The 22,028-nt window shown below is 41.1% G+C and carries 17 protein-coding genes and 6 tRNA genes; 9 read left to right on the top strand and 14 right to left on the bottom strand.

Going from position 1 to position 22,028, the window contains the following annotated elements; genetic code table 11:
* Positions 1 to 33: 33 nt before the first annotated feature.
* The 3 genes from ybeY to miaB all read right to left on the bottom strand — a co-directional run bounded on the left by ybeY (position 34) and on the right by miaB (position 3,017).
* Positions 34 to 501, bottom strand: coding sequence for an rRNA maturation RNase YbeY (ybeY, locus tag MNY66_RS03740; RefSeq protein WP_047255753.1), 468 nt, complete (start codon positions 499 to 501; stop codon positions 34 to 36).
* Positions 498 to 1,499: a PhoH family protein gene (locus MNY66_RS03745; RefSeq protein WP_047255797.1), complete on the bottom strand. Its 1,002-nt coding sequence runs from the start codon at positions 1,497 to 1,499 to the stop codon at positions 498 to 500. Before MNY66_RS03745 ends, ybeY begins: the two co-directional genes overlap by 4 nt.
* Positions 1,500 to 1,586: 87 nt before the next feature.
* The gene (miaB, locus tag MNY66_RS03750) at positions 1,587 to 3,017 is read right to left on the bottom strand and encodes a tRNA (N6-isopentenyl adenosine(37)-C2)-methylthiotransferase MiaB (RefSeq protein ID WP_047255752.1); all 1,431 of its coding nucleotides are present in this window, start codon (positions 3,015 to 3,017) and stop codon (positions 1,587 to 1,589) included.
* 510 nt (positions 3,018 to 3,527) lie between these two features.
* Between miaB and ubiF the strand changes: the two genes are divergently transcribed.
* Complete coding sequence (ubiF, locus tag MNY66_RS03755) at positions 3,528 to 4,709, top strand: 3-demethoxyubiquinol 3-hydroxylase (protein WP_241501460.1); 1,182 nt, start codon at positions 3,528 to 3,530, stop codon at positions 4,707 to 4,709.
* A 189-nt stretch (positions 4,710 to 4,898) separates the two neighbouring features.
* Here the strand turns inward: ubiF and MNY66_RS03760 are convergent.
* From MNY66_RS03760 to nagB, 9 genes are all read right to left on the bottom strand, one after another.
* A tRNA-Gln gene (locus MNY66_RS03760) sits at positions 4,899 to 4,972 on the bottom strand.
* Positions 4,973 to 4,977: 5 nt separating this feature from the next.
* Positions 4,978 to 5,054, bottom strand: a tRNA-Met gene (locus MNY66_RS03765).
* A 53-nt stretch (positions 5,055 to 5,107) separates the two neighbouring features.
* Positions 5,108 to 5,182, bottom strand: a tRNA-Gln gene (locus MNY66_RS03770).
* Between the two features lie 39 nt (positions 5,183 to 5,221).
* Positions 5,222 to 5,296 (bottom strand) — tRNA-Gln (locus tag MNY66_RS03775).
* A 53-nt stretch (positions 5,297 to 5,349) separates the two neighbouring features.
* A tRNA-Leu gene (locus tag MNY66_RS03780) sits at positions 5,350 to 5,434 on the bottom strand.
* A gap of 12 nt (positions 5,435 to 5,446) precedes the next feature.
* Positions 5,447 to 5,523, bottom strand: a tRNA-Met gene (locus tag MNY66_RS03785).
* Positions 5,524 to 6,086: 563 nt separating this feature from the next.
* A complete protein-coding gene (gene nagC / locus MNY66_RS03790; RefSeq protein WP_241501461.1) occupies positions 6,087 to 7,310 on the bottom strand; it encodes a DNA-binding transcriptional regulator NagC in 1,224 nt (407 codons plus the stop codon).
* A gap of 18 nt (positions 7,311 to 7,328) precedes the next feature.
* Positions 7,329 to 8,486 (bottom strand): N-acetylglucosamine-6-phosphate deacetylase, encoded by a 1,158-nt coding sequence (gene nagA, locus MNY66_RS03795; protein WP_241501462.1) that lies wholly within the window; start codon positions 8,484 to 8,486, stop codon positions 7,329 to 7,331.
* A 94-nt stretch (positions 8,487 to 8,580) separates the two neighbouring features.
* The gene (gene nagB / locus MNY66_RS03800) at positions 8,581 to 9,384 is read right to left on the bottom strand and encodes a glucosamine-6-phosphate deaminase (RefSeq protein WP_241501463.1); all 804 of its coding nucleotides are present in this window, start codon (positions 9,382 to 9,384) and stop codon (positions 8,581 to 8,583) included.
* Between the two features lie 362 nt (positions 9,385 to 9,746).
* Between nagB and nagE the strand changes: the two genes are divergently transcribed.
* The gene (nagE, locus tag MNY66_RS03805; RefSeq protein ID WP_241501464.1) at positions 9,747 to 11,774 is read left to right on the top strand and encodes an N-acetylglucosamine-specific PTS transporter subunit IIBC; all 2,028 of its coding nucleotides are present in this window, start codon (positions 9,747 to 9,749) and stop codon (positions 11,772 to 11,774) included.
* A 379-nt stretch (positions 11,775 to 12,153) separates the two neighbouring features.
* A complete protein-coding gene (glnS, locus tag MNY66_RS03810) occupies positions 12,154 to 13,824 on the top strand; it encodes a glutamine--tRNA ligase (RefSeq protein ID WP_241501465.1) in 1,671 nt (556 codons plus the stop codon).
* A 170-nt stretch (positions 13,825 to 13,994) separates the two neighbouring features.
* On the opposite strand, the gene MNY66_RS03815 is transcribed toward glnS, so the two are convergent.
* Positions 13,995 to 14,423: an EamA family transporter gene (locus tag MNY66_RS03815; RefSeq protein WP_047255745.1), complete on the bottom strand. Its 429-nt coding sequence runs from the start codon at positions 14,421 to 14,423 to the stop codon at positions 13,995 to 13,997.
* Positions 14,424 to 14,806: 383 nt separating this feature from the next.
* Here MNY66_RS03815 and MNY66_RS03820 point away from each other — a divergent pair, with 383 nt between their 5' ends.
* Positions 14,807 to 15,019, top strand: coding sequence for a YbfA family protein (locus tag MNY66_RS03820; RefSeq protein WP_047255744.1), 213 nt, complete (start codon positions 14,807 to 14,809; stop codon positions 15,017 to 15,019).
* 543 nt (positions 15,020 to 15,562) lie between these two features.
* Positions 15,563 to 16,306, top strand: a complete 744-nt coding sequence (locus tag MNY66_RS03825; RefSeq protein WP_047255743.1) for a type 2 GTP cyclohydrolase I — start codon at positions 15,563 to 15,565, stop codon at positions 16,304 to 16,306.
* A 538-nt stretch (positions 16,307 to 16,844) separates the two neighbouring features.
* Here MNY66_RS03825 and MNY66_RS03830 read toward each other — a convergent pair.
* Positions 16,845 to 18,149: a citrate synthase gene (locus MNY66_RS03830; protein WP_047255742.1), complete on the bottom strand. Its 1,305-nt coding sequence runs from the start codon at positions 18,147 to 18,149 to the stop codon at positions 16,845 to 16,847.
* Between the two features lie 631 nt (positions 18,150 to 18,780).
* Here MNY66_RS03830 and sdhC point away from each other — a divergent pair.
* From sdhC to MNY66_RS03850, 4 genes are read left to right on the top strand one after another with little or no spacing between them, the layout of a single operon-like run.
* Positions 18,781 to 19,161 carry a succinate dehydrogenase cytochrome b556 subunit gene (sdhC, locus tag MNY66_RS03835; RefSeq protein WP_156171010.1) on the top strand — a complete coding sequence of 127 codons (381 nt, stop codon included), beginning with the start codon at positions 18,781 to 18,783 and terminating at the stop codon, positions 19,159 to 19,161.
* Complete coding sequence (sdhD, locus tag MNY66_RS03840; protein ID WP_047255740.1) at positions 19,155 to 19,499, top strand: succinate dehydrogenase membrane anchor subunit; 345 nt, start codon at positions 19,155 to 19,157, stop codon at positions 19,497 to 19,499. The genes sdhC and sdhD overlap by 7 nt, the downstream gene beginning before the upstream one ends.
* Positions 19,500 to 21,266 carry a succinate dehydrogenase flavoprotein subunit gene (gene sdhA, locus MNY66_RS03845; RefSeq protein WP_053909039.1) on the top strand — a complete coding sequence of 589 codons (1,767 nt, stop codon included), beginning with the start codon at positions 19,500 to 19,502 and terminating at the stop codon, positions 21,264 to 21,266. It begins immediately after the preceding gene.
* A 35-nt stretch (positions 21,267 to 21,301) separates the two neighbouring features.
* Positions 21,302 to 22,018, top strand: coding sequence for a succinate dehydrogenase iron-sulfur subunit (locus tag MNY66_RS03850; protein WP_047255738.1), 717 nt, complete (start codon positions 21,302 to 21,304; stop codon positions 22,016 to 22,018).
* The last annotated feature ends 10 nt before the right edge of the window (positions 22,019 to 22,028 follow it).

Raw genomic sequence — 22,028 nt, forward strand, 5'->3', positions numbered from 1 at the left:
GTGCTAATATTTAGCATAAAAATCAAAGAATGATTAATCTTTTTCAATCAAATAGGGATCTGAGTAACCTAATTGAGCTAAAATTTCTGTTTCCAGTGATTCCATTTCTTCGGCTTCTTCATCTTCAATATGGTCATAGCCTAGCAGATGCAGACAGCCATGAATTACCATATGAGCCCAATGTTCTTCGGCAGTTTTTTGCTGTTCTTTTGCTTCCAACTCAACAACTTGACGACAGATAATCAAATCACCTAATAGCGGTAATTCTATTTCTGGCGGTGCTTCGAAAGGGAATGATAGTACATTAGTCGATTTATCTTTTCCACGATAAGCTAAATTTAACTGATGGCTTTCTGCATCATCAACGATACGAATAGTCACTTCGCTTTCTGGCTGAAATTGTGGCAATACTGCATCTAGCCAGCGTTGAAATAGCGCTTCATCAGGAAGGCCAGTGAGATCTTCACTGGCAATTTGTAAATCAAGGATAACTGAACTCATGAATTGTCTTCTTGTTTTTCAATCAGTTTTTGCTGTTCTTTTTCGAGACGCAGCACATGACGACGTTTTTGGTCTTGTTCTTCCCATGCTTCATAGGCCATAACAATTTTGGCCACGATAGGGTGTCGTACCACATCTTCACTGTGGAAGAAATTAAAGCTTAGCTGATCGACGTCAGACAACACTTCAATAGCATGTCTTAATCCCGATTTATTACCGCGAGGTAAATCTATTTGAGTAATATCCCCAGTGATCACCGCTTTGGAATTAAACCCAATTCGGGTTAAGAACATTTTCATTTGTTCAATGGTGGTATTTTGGCTCTCATCCAAGATAATAAATGCATCGTTTAATGTACGTCCGCGCATATAAGCCAGAGGAGCGACTTCGATAACGTTACGTTCAATCAGTTTTTCAACTTTCTCAAAGCCTAACATTTCAAATAATGCGTCGTAAAGTGGACGTAAATAAGGGTCAACTTTTTGACTTAAATCACCGGGCAAAAAGCCCAGTTTCTCACCCGCTTCAACTGCCGGACGAGTTAATAAAATTCGACGAATTTCTTGGCGTTCTAAAGCATCTACTGCTGCCGCTACCGCCAAATAAGTTTTCCCGGTTCCCGCGGGACCAATCCCAAAGGTAATATCATGATCGAGAATATTAGCAATATATTGCGCTTGATTTGGTGTTCGCGGTTTAATCACACCGCGTTTAGTTTTGATATTAACCGCTTTACCAAAGTCAGGAATACTATCGGCTGATTGCTCTAAAACTTGGCTTTCAGTGATCGCTAAATGAATTTGTTCTGGTTCAATCTCGGGGATCACCCCTCGAATTGGCGCAGTATCCACATATAATTGACGCAAAATTGCGCTAGCTGCCTGGATATTTAATGCCTTGCCCGCCAGTTTAAAACGATTATCTCGGCGATTTATTTCTACGCCCAGACGACGCTCAAGCTGTTTGATATTGTCATCAAATGGCCCGCAGAGGCTCATTAAGCGCTGATTATCTGCGGGTTCAAGGAATATTTCTTGGGTCGCTATTTGCGAAGATTTTTTTTCAGTCACTGATTATCTCTATGTTTAAGGCTGATAACTGCCAACACCGATTTCATTTTCCTTACGGGTGCGAGCAATAACAGACTCTGGGGATTCATGTACGCGTAAATCCATTTGATCTTCGGTACGGATAACTTTACCGCGCAGTGAGTTAGCATAAACACCGACAATTTCTACATCGACAAATTTGCCTATCATATCTGGTGTGCCTTCAAAGTTAACCACGCGGTTACTTTCAGTTCGCCCAGCCAGTTCCATCACATTTTTACGCGCAGGGCGTTCAACTAAGATTCTTTGAACACTGCCTACCATGGCACGGCTAAAATTCATAGCTTGTTGGTTGATTCGCTGTTGCAGTAAAAATAGACGTTGTTTTTTCTCTTCTTCGCTCACATCATCAGGCAGATCGGCTGCCGGTGTTCCTGGGCGTGGGGAATAAACAAAGCTAAAACTGAGGTCGAAATTAACATCAGCAATTAACTGCATCGTTTTTTCAAAATCATCCTGAGTTTCGCCGGGGAAGCCGACAATAAAATCAGAACTTATCAGGATATCAGGTCGTGCTTTGCGCAATTTGCGAATAATGCTTTTATATTCTAATGCGGTATGCGCGCGTTTCATCAAGGTAAGAATTCGGTCTGAGCCACTTTGTACTGGTAAGTGTAGATAGCTGACTAATTCGGGCGTATCTTTATACACCTCAATAATATCGTCAGTAAATTCAATTGGATGGCTAGTAGTGAAGCGAACACGGTCGATACCATCAATCGCTGCAACTAAACGTAATAATTCGGCAAAAGTGCAAATATCACCATCGTAAGTGGCTCCACGATAGGCGTTAACATTTTGACCAAGCAGATTAACTTCACGTACTCCTTGGGCTGCTAGTTGCGCTATTTCAAATAAAATATCATCTGATGGGCGGCTAACTTCTTCGCCTCGGGTATAGGGAACCACACAGAATGTGCAGTATTTATTGCAGCCTTCCATAATTGAAACAAATGCGCTTGGGCCTTCTGCTCTCGGCTCCGGCAAACGGTCAAATTTTTCTATTTCAGGGAAACTAATATCGACAACAGGGCTACGAGTTCCTTTAACCTGATTAATCATTTCTGGCAGACGATGCAGTGTCTGTGGACCAAAGATAATATCAACACTCGGCGCGCGCTGCCGTATAAAATCGCCTTCTTGAGAGGCAACACAGCCACCGACGCCAATGATAATATCGGGTCTACTGTCCTTGAAATATTTCCAACGACCTAATTGATGGAATACTTTTTCTTGTGCTTTTTCACGGATAGAACAGGTATTTAACAGTAAAATATCCGCTTCTTCAGGCACTTCGGTCAATTGATAACCGTGAGTACTTTCGAGTAGATCTGCCATTTTAGATGAATCGTACTCATTCATCTGACAGCCCCAGGTTTTAATGTACAGTTTTTTTATTGTCGACATTTCTCTATCCGATGTTTTCAGAGTAGCTAGTGTAATGGACTCCGAAACGCATTGTAAACCCACCATACTTTTTTGTTATTTCTACAACCGTTAAATTAGCTAATTATTTGAAGCTATTAGCTGTTTCTTGGCTCAGGTATAAGAGCGCGCGACGGATTGTGACAAAATAACGTTTATTCCTACAGTCGTTATAATAATAATGGCTGTATTTATAAGTTTAGCATGTTGGGTAAAAATCCAAAGTCCGATCCGTTAGTGAATACAGTATTACATTTTGATTATGGACAGTATGCGATCATGCGATAAATGTAATAATCAATCGCTGCCTTGTTGTAAATTATCACTTGGAATCTGTATCCACAGAGCAGGCAGAATGCCTGTAATAAGTTTAATTGTTATTGTATTCATTTGCGATGGCAGTGACCAGCGTTACACGAAGAGATATTCCCTGTCAGCGGAGAAATTTTTCGGTAAACTACAGAAATCAAACAGTTAATAGCGGCTAATGTGATGAATAAGTTAATAAAAAATTATGATATTGTAGTTGTTGGTGCCGGTATGACGGGTGCAGCAGCAGCATTGGGGTTAGCACAAGAAGGTTTTAATGTGGCACTGCTCGAAAAAGCACCGCCAGCACCTTTTGATGCTAACTGCCCACCTGATGTACGGATCTCAGCGATTAGCTGTGCGTCTGTTGAATTACTAAAACAACTTGGCGCATGGGAAAATGTTCTTAACATGCGTTCAGCACCATATCGACAATTAGAAACATGGGAAGAACCTGGCTCAAATGTGATTTTTGATGCCAAGAGCCTAGGTCTGCCTGAATTAGGTTTTATGGTCGAAAACCGAGTGTTACAGCTTGCGTTGTGGCAAGAATGTGAAAAATATCCTAATTTACAGCTTATTTACCCTGCCACGTTGCTGCAAATGGAAAAACAAATCGACGGCTGGTTATTGACGCTGGAAGGGCATGAGGCCATCGAAACTAAATTAGTTATTGGGGCTGATGGTGCGCGTTCACAAGTGCGGCAATTTGCCGGGATAGGTAGCCGTGGTTGGCAGTATCGTCAATCTTGTATGTTGATTACAGTACAAACTGAGACGCCTCAGCAAGAGACTACTTGGCAGCAGTTTCATGCTTCCGGTCCTCGTGCTTTTTTACCGCTGTATGATAATTGGGCATCACTTGTTTGGTACGATAGCCCAGCGAAAATTCGCCAGTTACAGGCGATGTCGATGCCACAATTAAGCCAAGCTATTCAAGTGGCATTTCCTGAGCGTTTAGGCGCAGTGACCCCTCTCGCAACGGGGGCTTTTCCATTAAATAGACATCATGCTAATCGTTACGTTGATCAAGGATTGGTGTTAATTGGTGATGCGGCACATTCAATTAATCCGTTAGCGGGGCAAGGGGTCAATTTAGGTTATCGGGATGTGGATGTCTTGCTGCAAGTGCTGACAGAGGCTAAGCAATATTTACAACCATGGCATACGCTTTCAGTTCTTAAACGTTATCAACGCCGTAGAATGCCGGACAATTTGATTATGCAGGCAGGAATGGATATTTTTTATCTGGCCTTTAGCGAAAGCTTGCCGGGCTTAAAAACGCTGCGTAATTTGGGATTAATGACGGCACAACGCGCCGGAGAAGCCAAAAAGATCGCCCTTAAGTATGCGTTAGGTTTGTAGTTTATTGCGATTAGCCGTTGCTCTCTCCATGACGGTTATAGCGTAATGGGGAGCCAATTTCTGGGTTTATTTGCTTATTTAAGCGAAGTATAAACCATAGAATAAATATGGAGCTTATTGAAGTTACATAAAATAATAGGGATTAATATAGAAGGTTGTAGATAATGCGAAATAGAGAGTAGGGAGATATGGCTGGGGTACCAGGATTCGAACCTGGGATGCTGGAATCAGAATCCAGTGCCTTACCGCTTGGCGATACCCCATTAGATGGTGGCTATGACGGGATTCGAACCTGTGACCCCAACATTATGAGTGTTGTGCTCTAACCAGCTGAGCTACATAGCCTTTGGGTAACTCTGTCTATTCAATTTTTTATAACGATTGGAATATCAGGAAGATGGCTGGGGTACCAGGATTCGAACCTGGGTATGCTAGGATCAAAACCTAGTGCCTTACCGCTTGGCGATACCCCACCTGAAAGGCTATCGTAAAACTAAATATGTTAGTCAGGATGGCTGGGGTACCAGGATTCGAACCTGGGCATGCTAGGATCAAAACCTAGTGCCTTACCGCTTGGCGATACCCCACCTGAATAACTGAACTACTTTAACTTGTTTTACTAACAACGTGAAGAAGGAAATGGTGCGGGAGGCGAGACTTGAACTCGCACACCTTGCGGCGCCAGAACCTAAATCTGGTGCGTCTACCAATTTCGCCACTCCCGCAAATAAAAAAGATGGTGGCTATGACGGGATTCGAACCTGTGACCCCAACATTATGAGTGTTGTGCTCTAACCAGCTGAGCTACATAGCCATCTTTTTTTCTGCAAACCTTCATCGGCGTTGCGGGGCGCATTATGCGTATTACAGACAAACTCGTCAACTGCTTTTTTAAAAAAACTTGTAGAAATGTGTTTGTTTGTTTGTTCAATAATCATTTTGTCGTCAAATTAATCAAAAAACAAGGATGAATTGATCATTTAGCCAGTTTAATTCATTTTAATCGATAAAAATAAAATGGCCTAAAACAGAAAGTTTATCGTGATAGCGTAATATTAAAGTCCAATATAATCGTCAGATCAAAAAGCCGGTTATAGCTCAATAATAAAAATGCCTGAATGTTAGGTTATCAGTGTGAGGTCATGTCGTGGAAATTTAGTATGCCATCGATGTACAAGATTATATTAATCGATGATATGAAAATTAGGCTACGGTGTTACAGATTAATTCTTCGGATGTGAGGAGAAGACGTGTGGAGAAAAAGAAAAAAATAGCCAAACAATCAAGCAGTACAGCAAATAGAGGTGTAAGGCAAACGATTGAAACACCCGATATGGCCTGTATCGTTTACAGACCATTTTATACATCAAGTTATATTTAGCTATCTAATAATAATTGTAATAGCTCTCCGTTGAGCATAGCGCGTTTGGTGAGGGCAAATGCTCCTATTGCGGAGTTATGAACCAACTGAGAGGTGACAATCGGTAAATCCTCACGAAATTCTTTTAACGTTTGTGCTTGAATACAGCTTTTAATTGCGGGCAATAAGATTTTTTCTGCTTCGGTTATTTCACCAGCAATAACGACTTTTTGCGGATTAAATAAATTGATAGCGATAGCAATTGCTTTACCAAGTTGTCGCCCAACATTTTGAATAACTTCTGTGGCTAAAGGATCATTTTTATTAGCGGCTTGGCAAATGGCTTTAATTGAGCAATTTTGTAAGGTCAGGCTACTTGAATAACCTTGTTCGATACGCTGACGAACCCGTTGTTCAATTGCTGGGTTAGCGGCAATTGTTTCTAAACAGCCAAAATTACCACAATGGCAAGGCTCACCGAGAGGATCAATTTGAATATGCCCAATTTCGCCTAAATTTCCGCGTTGATTGAGAAGTATTTCATTATTAATAATTACCCCTGCGCCTGTACCTCGATGAATACGGACTAATAATGAATCAGCGCTATCCCGAGTGGCGCCGAAATAATTTTCAGCCAGTGCCAAACTGCGGATATCATGTCCAACGTAGCAGGTTACTTTGAAATGATGCTGTAAATTATCGACGAGATGCCAGTTATTTACTTTAATATGTGGCATATAGTAAATAATACCGTTATCTGGATTAACCAGACCCGGTAAGATAACTGAAATCGCAATTAACTCTTTAATTCGTCGTTGATAATGGCTGATAAACTCCTCTAAGGCAGCGATTAGTTTATCTTCTACTTGTTGCTGTTCTGACTCAGGGATTGGATAATGCTGCTCGCACAGGGCTTTGCCGCTTAAATCGTATAACGCGATAGTGGCGTCATAACGGCCAAGGCGAACTCCAATAGTATGAAAACTTTTGTGCTCAGAAACGATAGAAATTGCGCGGCGTCCACCCGTGGATGCTTGTTGATCCACTTCTTTGATTAAACCGCGATCTAATAACTGACGGGTGATTTTAGTCACACTCGCCGGGGCTAATTGGCTTTGTTCGGCAACTTGTATGCGCGAGATGGGCCCTTGCTGATCGATTAGCCTATAAACAATGGCACTGTTTAATTGTTTGACTAGATCGATGTTACCAATTTGCTTTAGCGAGTGGTTATAATTCATCAGATTATTTGCTCATTATCAATAGACTTGTTGTCCGTTAACAAAAGTGGCGAGAACGCGATAATCGTTGCTGAATGCGGTTAGATTAGCCACTTTTCCCGGCTCGATAGAGCCTAAGCGCTCTTCCACACCAATTGCACGGGCCGGATAGAGAGTCGCCATTCTAAGTGTTTCGTCTAATGCAATCCCAACATGTTCAACGCTGTTTTTTACCGCTCCAATCATGGTTAATGAGGAGCCGCTGAGTGTGCCATTTTCATCGACACACAATCCATCGCGGTAGTATATGGTTTTACCTGCAAAGATAAAATGATCCATTTCACTGGTTTTAGGATCCAAACCTGCCGGTGCTGTCGCGTCGGTGACTAAGATTAACTTATCGCCTTTTAATTGTTTACTACTGCGGATATTCGCCCATTGTACATGCAGTCCATCAGCAATAATGCCGGCATAGACTTCAGGAGTATCATAAATTGCACCGACTAAACCGGGACCACGGCCTGAAATATAAGGCATGGCATTAAATAAATGAGTTGAGAAACGGATACCAGCTTGAAAACCTTGGCGTGCTTCTTCATAAGTAGCATTAGAGTGCCCGGCAGATACGACAATTCCAGCGTCGGTTAGTTGACGAATAAATTGCTTACCAACTATTTCTGGCGCTAAAGTTACTTTAGTAATAGCACTGGCATGTGCAGTCAGATAATCAATCATTTCAGCAGAAGGCTGACGAATAAATTCAGGGTTATGGGTCCCTTTTTTAATTAAATTAATATAAGGGCCTTCAAGATGTAATCCTAATGCCTGATTTTTATTAGTTTTTAGGTATTGGCTCATTACATCGATACCGTGCTTCATTAATTCATCGGAGCAGGTGATTAATGTTGGCAGATAGCTAGTACAGCCGGTCTGCTGGTTGGATTGTTGCATGATTTCTAAATTTTCAATGCTGACATTTTCATAATTATCATTGAATTGCACTCCACCACAGCCATTAACTTGTAAGTCAATAAATCCTGCAGATAAAATTGCACCGTTCAGATCATGGCAAGTTAGCTCGGTGGGCAGTTCATCGACCGGACAAATTTGTTTAATCAATTCACCTTCGATAATAACCGCATGATTTTCTAGTCTTTCATGACCAGTGTAAATAATACAATTAGTTAAAGCATACATCGATGTAGCCTCCTGAGGTTACTGCAATATGAGGGACACCGACCTGTACTGTACTGCGCAGGCCGGGTGATTGAATTATTTAGCGCTAAATTGATTAGCTAAATTGATTAATAATATCAGCTTCTAATTGGCGGAAATATTTTAAGGTTTTTACTTTTAATTCGAGCGTAGCATTTTCGTCACATACAATGATTGATTTTGGATGCATTTGTACGCAGCTAATCGTCCACATATGATTGACAGATCCTTCAATTGCCGCATGTACCGCCATCGCTTTATTGGCACCGGTAGCTAAAATCATAAGTTCTTCCGCATCCATTAATGTAGCAACACCGACAGTTAATGCATATTTAGGAACTTGATTGATATCATTATCAAAGAAACGTGAATTAGCCACACGAGTTTCGGGGGTTAAAGTTTTAATCCGAGTACGTGAGGACAATGAAGAACCAGGTTCATTAAAGGCAATATGGCCGTCATTGCCTACCCCACCCATAAACAAATTAATTTTTCCGTAGCTACGAATTTTATCTTCATAACGTTGACATTCAGCCTCGACATCGGCTGCATTTCCATTAAGAAGGTTGATGTTTTCTTCGGGAATATCAATATGGTTAAAAAAGTTTTCATGCATAAATGTATGGTAGCTCTGTGGATGATCAGCAGGAATACCAATATATTCATCCATATTAAACGTGACCACGTGTTTAAAGCTGACTTGACCTTGATTATATAGTTTTATTAAGGCTTGGTAAGTCGCTAACGGTGTGCCACCGGTCGGTAATCCCAATAAAAAAGGACGTTCGGCTGTTGGATTAAATGCATTGATTTTGTTGGCGATATATTGAGCAGACCAGATACCAACATCTTTCGCATTTGCTAGAGGTAGAAGCCTCATGATTAAGTTTCCTCAAATAAATCAATTAAGTTGCAAGATGTTCCTTCAATATATTAATTTATTGTATATATTGCGTAGGGAACGTGATTCTCTATGAGTCGTTCGGGTAAATCCAGTAGATAAGATAATTTTCATCTTAAAATAAGTTGCGTTAGTTTGCTAGTACTTTGCGCTGTTGATTAATTTTTATCTTGAAGTTAATCACATTTGAGTGTTATTTTTTTCGCATCGCGAAATAATTAATTTAAACTATGTATTGCGGTACATACATATATAATTCTTTATTGAGTTAACTTAATACTGCTTAAAAAGAATTAGGCCAAATAAAATCCCGTAACTATGGGCTATAAAAGGGGAATTTAGTGAATATTCTGAGCTATTTACAGCGGATAGGGCGGGCATTGATGGTCCCGGTCGCGGTATTACCGGCTGCTGCAATTTTAATGGGGATTGGTTACTGGGTCGATCCTAACGGTTGGGGAGCAAATAGTGCGATTGCTGCCTTATTAATCAAATCCGGTGCGGCCATTATCGATAATATGTCGGTATTGTTTGCTATCGGTATTGCCTACGGGATGTCGAAAGATAAAGATGGTGCGGCAGCATTAACCGGCTTTGTGGGATTCCTGGTTGTCACTACACTCTGCGCCCCGGGCTCTTATTCAATGATAATGAGCATACCTTTAGATCAGGTACCTACGGCATTTAATCATATTAATAACCAGTTTGTCGGCATTCTAGTCGGTGTGTTGTCTGCTGAATTGTATAACCGCTATAGCGGTGTTGAGCTACCTCGCGCGTTGTCATTCTTTAGTGGGCGGCGCTTGGTTCCGATCCTTGTTTCGTTCTTAATGATTTTATTGGCTTTCATTTTAATGTATGTATGGCCATTCATTTATAACGCGCTGGTGGCTTTTGGTGAAAGTATTAAAGATCTCGGCTCGGTCGGTGCAGGGATTTATGCGTTCTTTAACCGTTTATTAATTCCTGTTGGCTTACATCATGCATTGAACTCGGTATTTTGGTTTGATGTTGCGGGCATTAACGATATTCCTAATTTCCTTGGTGGTGCTAAATCAATTGAAGAAGGCTTAGCGACTCCGGGAATTACTGGTCGTTACCAAGCAGGTTTCTTTGCGGTGATGATGTTTGGTCTGCCGGGAGCGGCATTAGCTATTTATCATTGTGCTAAGCCTGAAAATAAAGCTAAAGTGGCGGGTATTATGATGGCGGGGGCTTTCGCCGCCTTCTTTACTGGTATCACTGAGCCCTTAGAATTCTCATTCATGTTTGTGGCGCCAGTACTGTATGTTATTCATGCGTTCTTAACCGGGGTTTCGGTTTATATTGCTGCAACGATGGAGTGGATTTCAGGCTTTGGCTTCAGTGCGGGTCTGGTTGATATGCTGTTGCAATCGCGTAATCCATTAGCTGTTCATTGGTATATGTTGATTGTTCAGGGCTTAGTTTTCTTCTGCTTATATTATATTATTTTCCGTACAGTGATTAAAAAATTCAATTTAATGACACCTGGTCGTGAAGAGAATGCAGAAGATGAAACTGTCGATGGTTATGATGAAAATGTAAGCCCGGCAGATACAACTGATACTGATATTCAAAAAGAAGCTCGTCAATATATTGCTGCGGTGGGTGGCAGCGAAAATATTACTAATATTGATGCGTGTATAACGCGTTTACGCTTGGCGGTAAAAGATTCCGAACGTGTCAATGATGCCGTTGCTAAACGTTTAGGCGCTTCTGGTGTCATTCGTTTAAATAAGCAAAGTGTTCAAGTGATTGTCGGTACGCGAGCAGAATTAATTGCTAGCGCAATGGGTGAAGTTATCGCTAAAGGTCCGGTTGCAGCAGCAAGCGTGGCTGTAGCTTCTCAGCCACAACAGCAAGCGGAGGTTAAAAAAGCCAAAGGCGAAGTGGTATTATCGTTAGTTGCGCCGGTCAGTGGTCAATTATATGCACTGGATGATGTGCCTGATGAAGCTTTTTCTAGCCGAATTGTTGGCGACGGCGTGGCTATCAAACCGACTAGCAGCGAAGTTTTAGCACCAGCCGCAGGAACAGTGGTTAAAATCTTTGAAACTAATCATGCTTTTTGTATTGAAACCGATAATGGCGTAGAGCTGATAGTCCATATGGGGATTGATACTGTGGCATTGAAAGGTAAAGGTTGCTCGCGTTTAGTCGAGGAAGGTACAGTAGTTGACGCTGGACAGCCTATTTTGAATTTAGATTTGGCGTATTTAAACGCTAATGCTAAGTCAATGATTAGCCCTGTAATTATTAGTAATATCGACGATTATGCTGAGATAGAAATTCTGGCAACTGGCGAAGTTAAAGCCGGTGAAACGGTTCTATATCGGATCCTTAAATAAAGGCGGTTTATATTGACGGTTAAGTCGCCGCTAATAAGCCGTAGCGATTAAATTATCGTTGTTAAACAGGGGAGCGAAGTCTTCCCTGTTTTTATTTTGTTGATTTGATTTTTTACTCTTAGCTATCATTTTTTGTCTTTTAGCCACCAATGATAAAATAATTAACTGTGGCATGATAAAGTGAAAAAATTAGGTTATTCATCGTATTGTAATAGCAATATATATTGCAGAATAACTTTCAAATAAAGTTGAATTATTTCATACTGAATAATAAATTTAGCTTTTCCCCCCGCGAATAACATCAAACGGTTGTTTCCTACTGTTTTATAGTAGAATATACACGGTTATTATCGCGCTTTTGCATTGAGGAATGATGACAATGAATGAGGCTGATGCCCGCCCAACAAACTTTATTCGTCAGATCATAGATGAAGATCTGGCCACTGGAAAACATACGACTGTTCATACGCGTTTTCCCCCAGAACCAAATGGCTATTTGCATATTGGACACGCTAAATCAATCTGCCTGAATTTTGGTATCGCGAAAGATTATCAAGGGCAATGTAATTTGCGTTTTGATGATACCAATCCAGTGAAAGAAGATGTGGAATATGTTAATTCTATCCAGAATGACGTCAAATGGTTAGGATTTGAGTGGAGCGGAAAGGTTCATTATTCATCGGACTATTTCGATACACTTTATCAATATGCAATTGAGCTGATTAACAAAGGCTTAGCTTATGTTGATGAACTTAGCCCAGAACAAATTCGTGAATACCGTGGCACGTTAAAGCAACCGGGCAAAAATAGCCCATATCGTGACAGAACAGTAGAAGAAAACTTAGCGCTATTTGAAAAAATGCGTGCCGGTGAATTTGCTGAAGGTACTGCGTGTTTGCGAGCTAAAATTGATATGGCATCACCTTTTATTGTGATGCGCGATCCGGTTATTTATCGGATTAAATTTGCTCATCATCACCAATCTGCCGATAAATGGTGCATCTACCCGATGTACGATTTTACCCATTGTATTTCTGATGCATTGGAAGGGATTACTCATTCACTGTGTACTCTTGAATTCCAAGATAATCGCCGTTTGTATGACTGGGTATTAGACAATATTTCGATTGATTGTCACCCAAGACAGTACGAGTTTTCGCGTTTAAATCTTGAATACACCGTGATGTCAAAACGTAAACTGAACCAATTGGTGACTGAAAAAGTTGTCGATGGCTGGGATGATCCCCGTATGCCAACAGTTTCAGGTTTACGTCGTCGTGGTTATACAGCGGCATCAATCCGTGAATTTTGTCAGCGCATTGGTGTGACTAAACAAGATAACAATGTTGAAATGGCCTCATTAGAATCGTGTATTCGTGATGATTTAAATGAAAACGCACCACGCGCCATGGCAGTAATCGATCCCGTTCGCTTAGTGATTGAAAACATGCCAGAAGGCGAAGAAATACTGACGATGCCTAATCATCCGAATAAACCGGAGATGGGAACTCGTCAAGTGCCTTTCAGTCGTGAAATTTATATCGATCGGGCTGATTTCCGTGAAGAAGCTAACCGTCAGTACAAGCGTTTAGTGCTGGATAAAGAAGTGCGTTTGCGTAATGCGTATATCATTAAAGCAGAGCGTATTGAGAAAGATGCTGAAGGCAATATCACCACGATTTATTGCACCTATGATGCTGATACGTTGAATAAAGATCCTGCCGATGGTCGCAAAGTAAGAGGCGTTATTCATTGGGTCAGTGCTCAGCATGCAGCGCCGGCTGAAATTCGTCTTTATGATCGTCTGTTTACTGTGCCAAACCCAGGCGCAGAAGAAGATTTCTTATCAACAATTAATGCCGAATCATTAGTGATCCGCCAAGGCTTTGTTGAGCCAGGATTACGTGGCGCTGAACCAGAAAAACCGTATCAGTTTGAGCGTGAAGGTTATTTCTGTGTTGATAATCGCCTAAGCAGTACAGATAAATTGGTGTTTAACCGCACGGTTGGTCTGAGAGATACTTGGACTAAGATTGAAAATAAAGGCTAATCGCGTTTATTTTTAATTATCATACTAAAAACCCGCTAATGAAGTGACCAACTTTATGGGGTCACTTCATTAGCGGGTTTTTTTATGAGTAAGAATACTTAATTGGTTTAATTTTATACCGCGATAAAGTTGATTGTGAGCGACTAGTTACTTTTAGATTTAGCGCTTATTTAGCCCAAAGCGACCATTAACGCGCCAGCGGTGATCAATGCCACGCCTCCGGCTGCGACTAACGACAGTTTTTCGCCAAATAAAATGACTGCAAAAATAACGGCAAATACCACACTGAGTTTATCAATTGGCGCAACTTGAGATACGTTGCCATTTTTGATGGCTAAAAAATAGAATAGCCACGATAGTGCCCCAGCAATCCCACTTAATGCAATAAAAACAATGGCTTTTTTATTTGCAATAATTTCACTGATCAAGTTCAATTTGCCTTGAACAACCACCACACCGACTAAAAATATCGCCATGATAACCGCACGAATCGCAGTTGCTGTATTGGCATCTAGATTTTGTAAACCAATTTTTCCGAAAATAGCCACTAAAGCAGCAGTGATCGCTGATAGTAATGCATAAATAAGCCAAACGCTCATGGACAATAAATCTCATTCTCATTATGAATAGGTTGGAATGATAGAATATATTGACTTAAATGTGTATGACATTTTGAATCGAAATTAGCGGCAAGGGATTGTTTACGTAATGTTAATTTTATGACCTAAATGATAATAAAATAATATCAATTTGTTATTATTTGTAATTTAATTACAGGCATTACCATTTTATAGTGATTTTTATCACAAAAAAAGTGGTCAGATGAGTAGTAAAATTACGCGGCATGGCGTAAAATTTCAGCGTACTAGCCTAATTGATTTAAGTTAGTAATTATTTAAGCGGTTATTTTTAGTATTTACCAATCTATGTATTTACCAATAATAACCACTATCTACGATGTAATATTATAGGAGGATCGGTGATGACATATTATCGCGAATATACCCAACGTCAGATTATCTTACGCCGTACTGCCGCTATTATTGTTGGCGTTCTTGCTTTTCCAATTATGATCTTTTACCGAGATCGCGGGCGTTTTTATAGCTATTTGCACCGTGTATGGGCCAAAACAAGTGATAAACCCGTTTGGTTAGAGCAATCGGAATTGACGTTAGAAATGACTAAACGCTCTTAATGGGGGTTTATCTAAACCTAATGTATAAAATCAAGCGCTAGAAAAATAGCAAATAACGGATGATGAGTTTCGGTTACAAGCAATGATGTTGGCATAATTAATACGTAGAATTAAGATGAATAGTTTTATGCTGGCTGATTGATGGCATCCTACCGCAGCGTTTGTATCCTAGGGCGGTTATTGATGATTAACTCTCTGGCTGACAATTAATTCCACACTAAATTTTTCTTTAAGCTATATTTCAAAGTTATATTTTAAAGTTATATTTCAAAGCTATATTTTAAAGCTATATTAGTATCCCTAATTTTAGACAAGATGATGTAAGTACTGTCGCTCAGCGCCAATAATATAATGAATAACGCTGTGCTGTAAGGTGCTCAACATGATTGTCGTATTATAATTTTTTATTTATTTTCTATTATTGTTTTTTTCTCTGCGGAGAGTAATCGCGCGGTTTGTGCTAATATTAATAACTGTTATTGGCGTTATAAACATAGCCAAGGTGTGATTTATTAAGCGGTAAAAGGATGAAACGATGAAACGATGCGTAATTTATTTCTAGAAAACCTGATTAATAATGAATTAAAAGTTAATGAATTTCAGGATTATGCGCCTAATGGATTGCAAGTAGAAGGGCGACCGCATGTACAAAAAATTGTCACGGGCGTGACCGCTTGCCAAGCATTGTTGGATAAAGCTGTAGAGCTAGATGCGGACGCGATTATTGTTCATCATGGCTATTTTTGGAAAAATGAACCGGTCGTTATTAAAGGAATGAAACGTAAGCGTTTACAAACCTTACTGTGTAATGAAATTAATTTGTATGGTTATCATTTACCATTAGATGCACACCCTGAATATGGCAATAATATTCAATTAGCCTATCAAATGGGAGTGAAAGTGGATGGTTATATTGAGCCTCTGCTACCGTTTGGTTTTTTTGATCAGCCGATTCCAGCGGCAGAATTACTTGCACGTTTAGAGCATCGTATGGGACGCAAAGTATTGCACTGTGGCGATAATGCAAAAGATGAAATCCGTCAAATCGCTTGGTGTACCGGCGGTGGGCAAGGCTTTATTCAACAAGCTGCCGAGTTTGGTGTGGATGCGTTTGTGACCGGTGAAGTTTCTGAACAAACTATTCATATTGCGCGCGAAATGGGGATCCATTTCTTCTCTGCCGGGCATCATGCAACCGAACGTTTTGGTATTATGGCACTGGGAAAATGGTTAGCCGATGAACATAATCTGGATGTTACTTTTGTTGATATCGATAATCCAGCCTAATGAGCCTGTCTGACGATAGATTATAGTTGAGCTTCCCTCGCTAAAGTGGTCAAGTTGACCGCTTTTATTTTGCCTAATTATTGATTAACCAATATAAATCGCACAATGCCAGCCCAGCATCAGCTAATTTTTTGAGTATCATTCATATCATTAACCCGCTAGTTGGCTCTTCTAATATTTAATCCGCTTAAAATATGCGGTTTATTCATCCAAAATTAGTATTTATCGGCAAATAATTGGATTAATTAATATTCTGAAATGTGATTAATGTCGCATTTATACAAATTTTATATACCTACTTATCGATGAAAATAGGGGCGGTAAAATCATATTTTTTACATTTACCTGCTTGATATTGGCTTGATGGAGTCGATTAAATAGAAATAATAGGTAGAATTGGTCAGTTAAAATAGGCGGCGGGTATAAATAATTGCTGTAAATAAGAGATAAAAAACCCCACTAATGTGGGGTTTTAGTTCTGTTGTAGGGACAGATATCTTTAGTTTTAGACCGTTAGTTGAGCGGTATTTTTCCGCAATTATTTTTGGCTGTTAACGGTATTACTTTTAAAATCACGTTTATCATAACCGGTATAAAGCTGGCGTGGGCGAGCGATTTTTAGGCCGTCATCATGCATTTCATTCCAGTGCGCAATCCAACCAATAGTACGAGCAATAGCAAAAATCACTGTAAACATTGTTGATGGAATTCCCATGGCTTTCAGTATGATACCTGAATAGAAGTCCACGTTTGGATACAGTTTTTTCTCAATAAAGTATGGGTCGTTTAATGCGATGCGTTCTAACTCCATAGCCACTTCTAACAAACTGTCGTTTAGGCCCAGTTCGGTGAGAACTTCATGGCAGGTTTCGCGCATGACTGTGGCTCGCGGGTCATGATTTTTATAAACGCGGTGACCAAAGCCCATCAGACGGAATGAGTCGTTTTTATCTTTAGCGCGATTAATAAACTCAGGAATATGCTCTACGGTTTTGATCTCTTCGAGCATCCGCAAGCAGGCTTCGTTAGCCCCGCCATGTGCTGGTCCCCATAGTGATGCGATACCTGCCGCTATACAGGCGAATGGATTAGCGCCAGAAGAGCCAGCGGTACGCACGGTAGAAGTCGATGCATTTTGTTCGTGATCAGCATGTAGAATAAGAATTCTGTCCATTGCACGTTCTAGCACCGGATTTACTTTGTATTCTTCACACGGTGTAGCGAACATCATATGCAAGAAGTTACCTGCGTATGACAAGTCATTACGTGGATAAATAAAAGGTTGTCCGATGGAGTATTTATAACACATTGCGGCGACAGTCGGCATTTTGGACAGCAGACGGTAGGCGGTAATATCACGGTGACGTGGATTATTAACATCTAGTGCATCATGATAGAAAGCAGCTAGCGCACCAGTAACACCACAGAGCACTGCCATTGGGTGTGAATCGCGGCGGAAGCCTTGCAGCAGACGGGTGATTTGCTCATGGATCATAGTGTGGCGAGTCACCGTATATTTGAATTCTTCGTACTGTTCGACAGTCGGGATCTCGCCATACAGCAAAATATAGCAAACTTCGAGGTAGGTCGATTGCGTCGCAAGCTGATCAATCGGGAAGCCACGGTGCAGTAGGATACCTTTATCACCGTCAATAAAGGTGATTTTTGATTCACAAGACGCGGTGGATGTGAAGCCGGGATCGTAGGTAAAATACCCTTTAGAACCAAGCGCTCGTACATCAATAACCGGTTGGCCTAATGTTGGAGTTAGGATACCCAAGTCAATAGATTTTTCACTGCTGCCAGCACTCTCAATGGTTAGCTTAGCTTTGTTATCAGCCATTTACTGTCTCCTTAGCGCGCGATAATCAACCCCTAACAACCTAATCTTAGCGTTATACTGTGTCTTACGGCATTGTGCCATTAGTGCATGAAGGAAATCAGGCAGCTATCACACAAACATATGTAATTTAATTTTTGCCGACAATATTCTTATAGGTTGTTAACAGGTCTGTCGATGTTATGTTCTATTGTTGTTTTATTCCACAATAACACTAAACTTTGTATGGATAACAATTATTTCATAACTTTTGTTTTTGCTTTTCCTGCCGATAATCTTAATTAACGGCATTTAGTCTATTTGCTAGCCCTATATGTAAGGTAAATGTTGATTCTTTGTCAAATAAGACGAGCGAATTTATATAAATTGTTTAAATCGTGATCCTTCTCACTGTTCAGGCTAAATGTCTCCAAACATATTGTGTGGGAATTGTAATGATGATGTGAAGCACATATACTGCGGCAAGGTCTCCGGATTGCCTGATGTAGGAGCACCCAGCGTAATCAACGTACAACTTTTTTAAACATGATGGATTAAAGTTTTAGTTAAGTTGTGTTTTGTATCCCGTAGCGCTGTATGATTTCCCGCCCCAGGTCCGGAGGAAGGAAAATAATAAAAGAGCTGTGTGGGCTAAATTGTGAAAAAACAAAGACCTGTCAACCTTGATTTGCAGACGATCCAATTTCCGATCACTGCTATCGCCTCGATCTTACACCGTGTCTCTGGCGTAATTACCTTTATCGCAGTTGGTATACTGCTGTGGTTATTGGGCACCTCTCTATCTTCGCCAGATGGATTTCAATATGCGTCTGAATTAATGACTGGCTTTTTTGCTAAGTTTATTCTTTGGGGCATTCTTACTGCATTGGCTTACCATATCTGTGGCGGTATTCGTCATATGCTGATGGATTTCGGTGTTATTGACGAAACATTAGCGGTAGGTAATCTTTCTGCAAAAGCCGCATTTGCTATCACCATCATCTTGTCAATTCTAGCGGGGGTATTGGTATGGTAAGCAATGCATCTACTTTTGGCCGTTCCGGTATCCATGATTGGTTACTGATCCGCGCCTCTGCAATCATCATCGCTTTATATATAGTTTATCTTGTTGGCTTCGTGGCTATTAACGATATAACTTACGAAGTTTGGCGTAGTTTCTTTGCCTCCTCAGTAACTAAAGTGTTTACTGTCCTTACATTGTTATCGATTTTAGTACACGCATGGATAGGTTTGTGGCAGGTATTGACTGACTACATAAAACCGGTCGCGTTGCGCCTAGTTCTACAATTTTTATTAGTTGTGGTGCTGCTGGCTTACTTAATTTACGGAACAATTGTGGTGTGGGGTGTATAAATGAAACTGCCAGTAAGAGAGTTTGATGCTATCGTTATTGGTGCGGGTGGTGCAGGTATGCGCGCCGCACTACAGATTTCTCAAATGGGCCTTAGTTGCGCCTTATTATCTAAAGTTTTTCCGACTCGTTCTCATACAGTATCCGCGCAAGGGGGCATTACCGTTGCTCTAGGAAATACCCATCCGGATAATTGGGAATGGCATATGTACGATACTGTCAAAGGCTCTGATTATATTGGGGATCAGGACGCTATTGAATATATGTGTCAAACCGGTCCAGAAGCTATTTTAGAGCTGGAGCATATGGGATTACCTTTTTCTCGTTTAGATGATGGAACAATTTACCAACGCCCATTTGGTGGTCAATCTAAAAACTTTGGTGGTGAGCAAGCGGCACGTACTGCGGCGGCAGCTGACCGTACGGGCCATGCTTTATTGCATACTCTGTACCAACAAAATCTGAAAAACCATACTACGATTTTCTCTGAATGGTATGCGCTTGATCTGGTGAAAAACCAAGACGGCGATATTGTCGGTTGTACCGCTATTTGTATGGAAACTGGCGAAGTCGTCTATTTTAAAGCTAAAGCGACAATCTTGGCGACCGGTGGAGCAGGGCGGATTTACCAATCCACCACTAACGCACATATAAATACTGGCGACGGTGTTGGTATGGCCGTTCGTGCAGGTGTGCCTCTACAAGATATGGAAATGTGGCAGTTCCATCCTACCGGAATCGCAGGCGCGGGAGTATTGGTTACCGAAGGTTGTCGTGGTGAAGGCGGTTATTTACTGAATAAAGATGGCGAACGCTTTATGGAGCGCTATGCGCCAAACGCCAAAGATTTAGCCGGTCGAGATGTAGTGGCGCGTTCTATTATGATTGAAATTCGTGAAGGCCGCGGTTGTGAAGGCCCGTGGGGACCTCACGCGAAATTAAAACTCGATCATTTAGGCAAAGAAGTTTTGGAATCACGCTTGCCGGGTATTTTAGAATTATCTCGCACATTTGCTCATGTCGATCCTATCAAAGAACCTATTCCAGTAATTCCAACGTGTCATTATATGATGGGCGGTATTCCGACCAAAGTGACGGGGCAAGCATTACGGATTAATGCTAACGGCGAAGATGAAGTCATCCCAGGCCTGTTCGCTGTCGGTGAGATTGCTTGTGTATCCGTTCATGGCGCTAACCGTTTAGGCGGTAACTCCTTGCTTGATTTAGTGGTCTTCGGCCGTTCTGCGGGCTTGCATTTGAAAGAGTCACTGATGGAACAAGGTACTATGCGTGATGCTAGCGAATCTGATATTGATGCTGCATTAAGTCGCTTTAATCGTTGGGAAAGTACTCGTACGGGTGAAGATCCGGTTGAAATTCGTAAAGCGCTACAAACCTGCATGCAGCATAATTTCTCGGTATTCCGTGAAGGTGATGCGATGGCGAAAGGATTAGAAGAGCTAAAAACTATCCGTGAACGCTTACAAAATGCGCGTCTTGATGATACCTCAACAGAGTTTAATACCCAACGAATTGAATGTTTAGAGCTGGATAACTTGATGGAAACTGCTTATGCCACCGCGCAAGCAGCTAACTATCGTACAGAAAGCCGTGGAGCGCATAGCCGCTTTGACTATCCGGATCGCGATGATGCTAACTGGCTGTGTCACTCTCTGTATTTACCGCAATCTGAAACGATGACACGTCGCGAAGTCAACATGCAGCCTAAATTGCGTGAAGCCTTCCCACCAAAAATACGTACCTATTAATGCGTGGTGTTAATCCAGTTGCGGAGAAATAAATTATGAAATTAGAATTCTCGATTTATCGTTATAACCCCGATGCAGATAATGCGCCACGCATGCAGGATTACACGCTCGACGTTCCTGCTGGCCGAGACATGATGCTGCTCGATGCGTTGATTGCGCTAAAAGAACAAGATCCCACGTTGTCATTCCGTCGTTCTTGCCGTGAAGGTGTTTGTGGCTCAGATGGCGTAAATATGAACGGTAAGAATGGATTGGCATGTATTACTCCATTGTCAGTATTATCGCGCCCGGGCAAGAAAATAGTGATCCGTCCATTACCAGGGTTGCCGGTTGTTCGCGACCTGATTATTGATATGACGCAATTTTATACTCAGTACGAAAAAATTCGTCCTTATTTAATCAATGACAACAAAAATCCACCTGCGCGTGAAAATCTACAGACGCCTGCTCAGCGTGAAAAATTAGATGGTTTGTATGAGTGTATTTTATGCGCATGTTGTTCAACCTCTTGCCCATCATTTTGGTGGAATCCAGATAAATTTATCGGGCCCGCAGGGTTACTCGCTGCATACCGTTTCTTAATAGATAGTAGAGATACTGAAACCGATGGCCGATTAGATGATCTGAACGACGCTTTTAGTGTTTTCCGCTGTCATAGCATAATGAATTGTGTCAATGTATGCCCTAAAGGGCTAAATCCAACCAAAGCTATCGGTCATATTAAGTCTATGTTATTAAAACATAGTGCATAATAGGATGTTA

This window comes from Moellerella wisconsensis (genome assembly GCF_022592395.1).
Classification (GTDB): Bacteria; Pseudomonadota; Gammaproteobacteria; order Enterobacterales; family Enterobacteriaceae; genus Moellerella; species Moellerella wisconsensis.

What these genes read in the sequence shown, in the direction of transcription:
- ybeY (WP_047255753.1), bottom strand. Translation starts at nt 501, where the DNA reads ATGAGTTCAGTTATCCTTGATTTACAAATTGCCAGTGAAGATCTCACT.
- MNY66_RS03745 (WP_047255797.1), bottom strand. Translation starts at nt 1,499, where the DNA reads ATGAGCCTCTGCGGGCCATTTGATGACAATATCAAACAGCTTGAGCGT.
- miaB (WP_047255752.1), bottom strand. Translation starts at nt 3,017, where the DNA reads ATGTCGACAATAAAAAAACTGTACATTAAAACCTGGGGCTGTCAGATG.
- ubiF (WP_241501460.1), top strand. Translation starts at nt 3,528, where the DNA reads ATGAATAAGTTAATAAAAAATTATGATATTGTAGTTGTTGGTGCCGGT.
- nagC (WP_241501461.1), bottom strand. Translation starts at nt 7,310, where the DNA reads ATGAATTATAACCACTCGCTAAAGCAAATTGGTAACATCGATCTAGTC.
- nagA (WP_241501462.1), bottom strand. Translation starts at nt 8,486, where the DNA reads ATGTATGCTTTAACTAATTGTATTATTTACACTGGTCATGAAAGACTA.
- nagB (WP_241501463.1), bottom strand. Translation starts at nt 9,384, where the DNA reads ATGAGGCTTCTACCTCTAGCAAATGCGAAAGATGTTGGTATCTGGTCT.
- glnS (WP_241501465.1), top strand. Translation starts at nt 12,154, where the DNA reads ATGAATGAGGCTGATGCCCGCCCAACAAACTTTATTCGTCAGATCATA.
- MNY66_RS03815 (WP_047255745.1), bottom strand. Translation starts at nt 14,423, where the DNA reads ATGAGCGTTTGGCTTATTTATGCATTACTATCAGCGATCACTGCTGCT.
- MNY66_RS03820 (WP_047255744.1), top strand. Translation starts at nt 14,807, where the DNA reads ATGACATATTATCGCGAATATACCCAACGTCAGATTATCTTACGCCGT.
- MNY66_RS03825 (WP_047255743.1), top strand. Translation starts at nt 15,563, where the DNA reads ATGCGTAATTTATTTCTAGAAAACCTGATTAATAATGAATTAAAAGTT.
- MNY66_RS03830 (WP_047255742.1), bottom strand. Translation starts at nt 18,149, where the DNA reads ATGGCTGATAACAAAGCTAAGCTAACCATTGAGAGTGCTGGCAGCAGT.
- sdhD (WP_047255740.1), top strand. Translation starts at nt 19,155, where the DNA reads ATGGTAAGCAATGCATCTACTTTTGGCCGTTCCGGTATCCATGATTGG.
- sdhA (WP_053909039.1), top strand. Translation starts at nt 19,500, where the DNA reads ATGAAACTGCCAGTAAGAGAGTTTGATGCTATCGTTATTGGTGCGGGT.
- MNY66_RS03850 (WP_047255738.1), top strand. Translation starts at nt 21,302, where the DNA reads ATGAAATTAGAATTCTCGATTTATCGTTATAACCCCGATGCAGATAAT.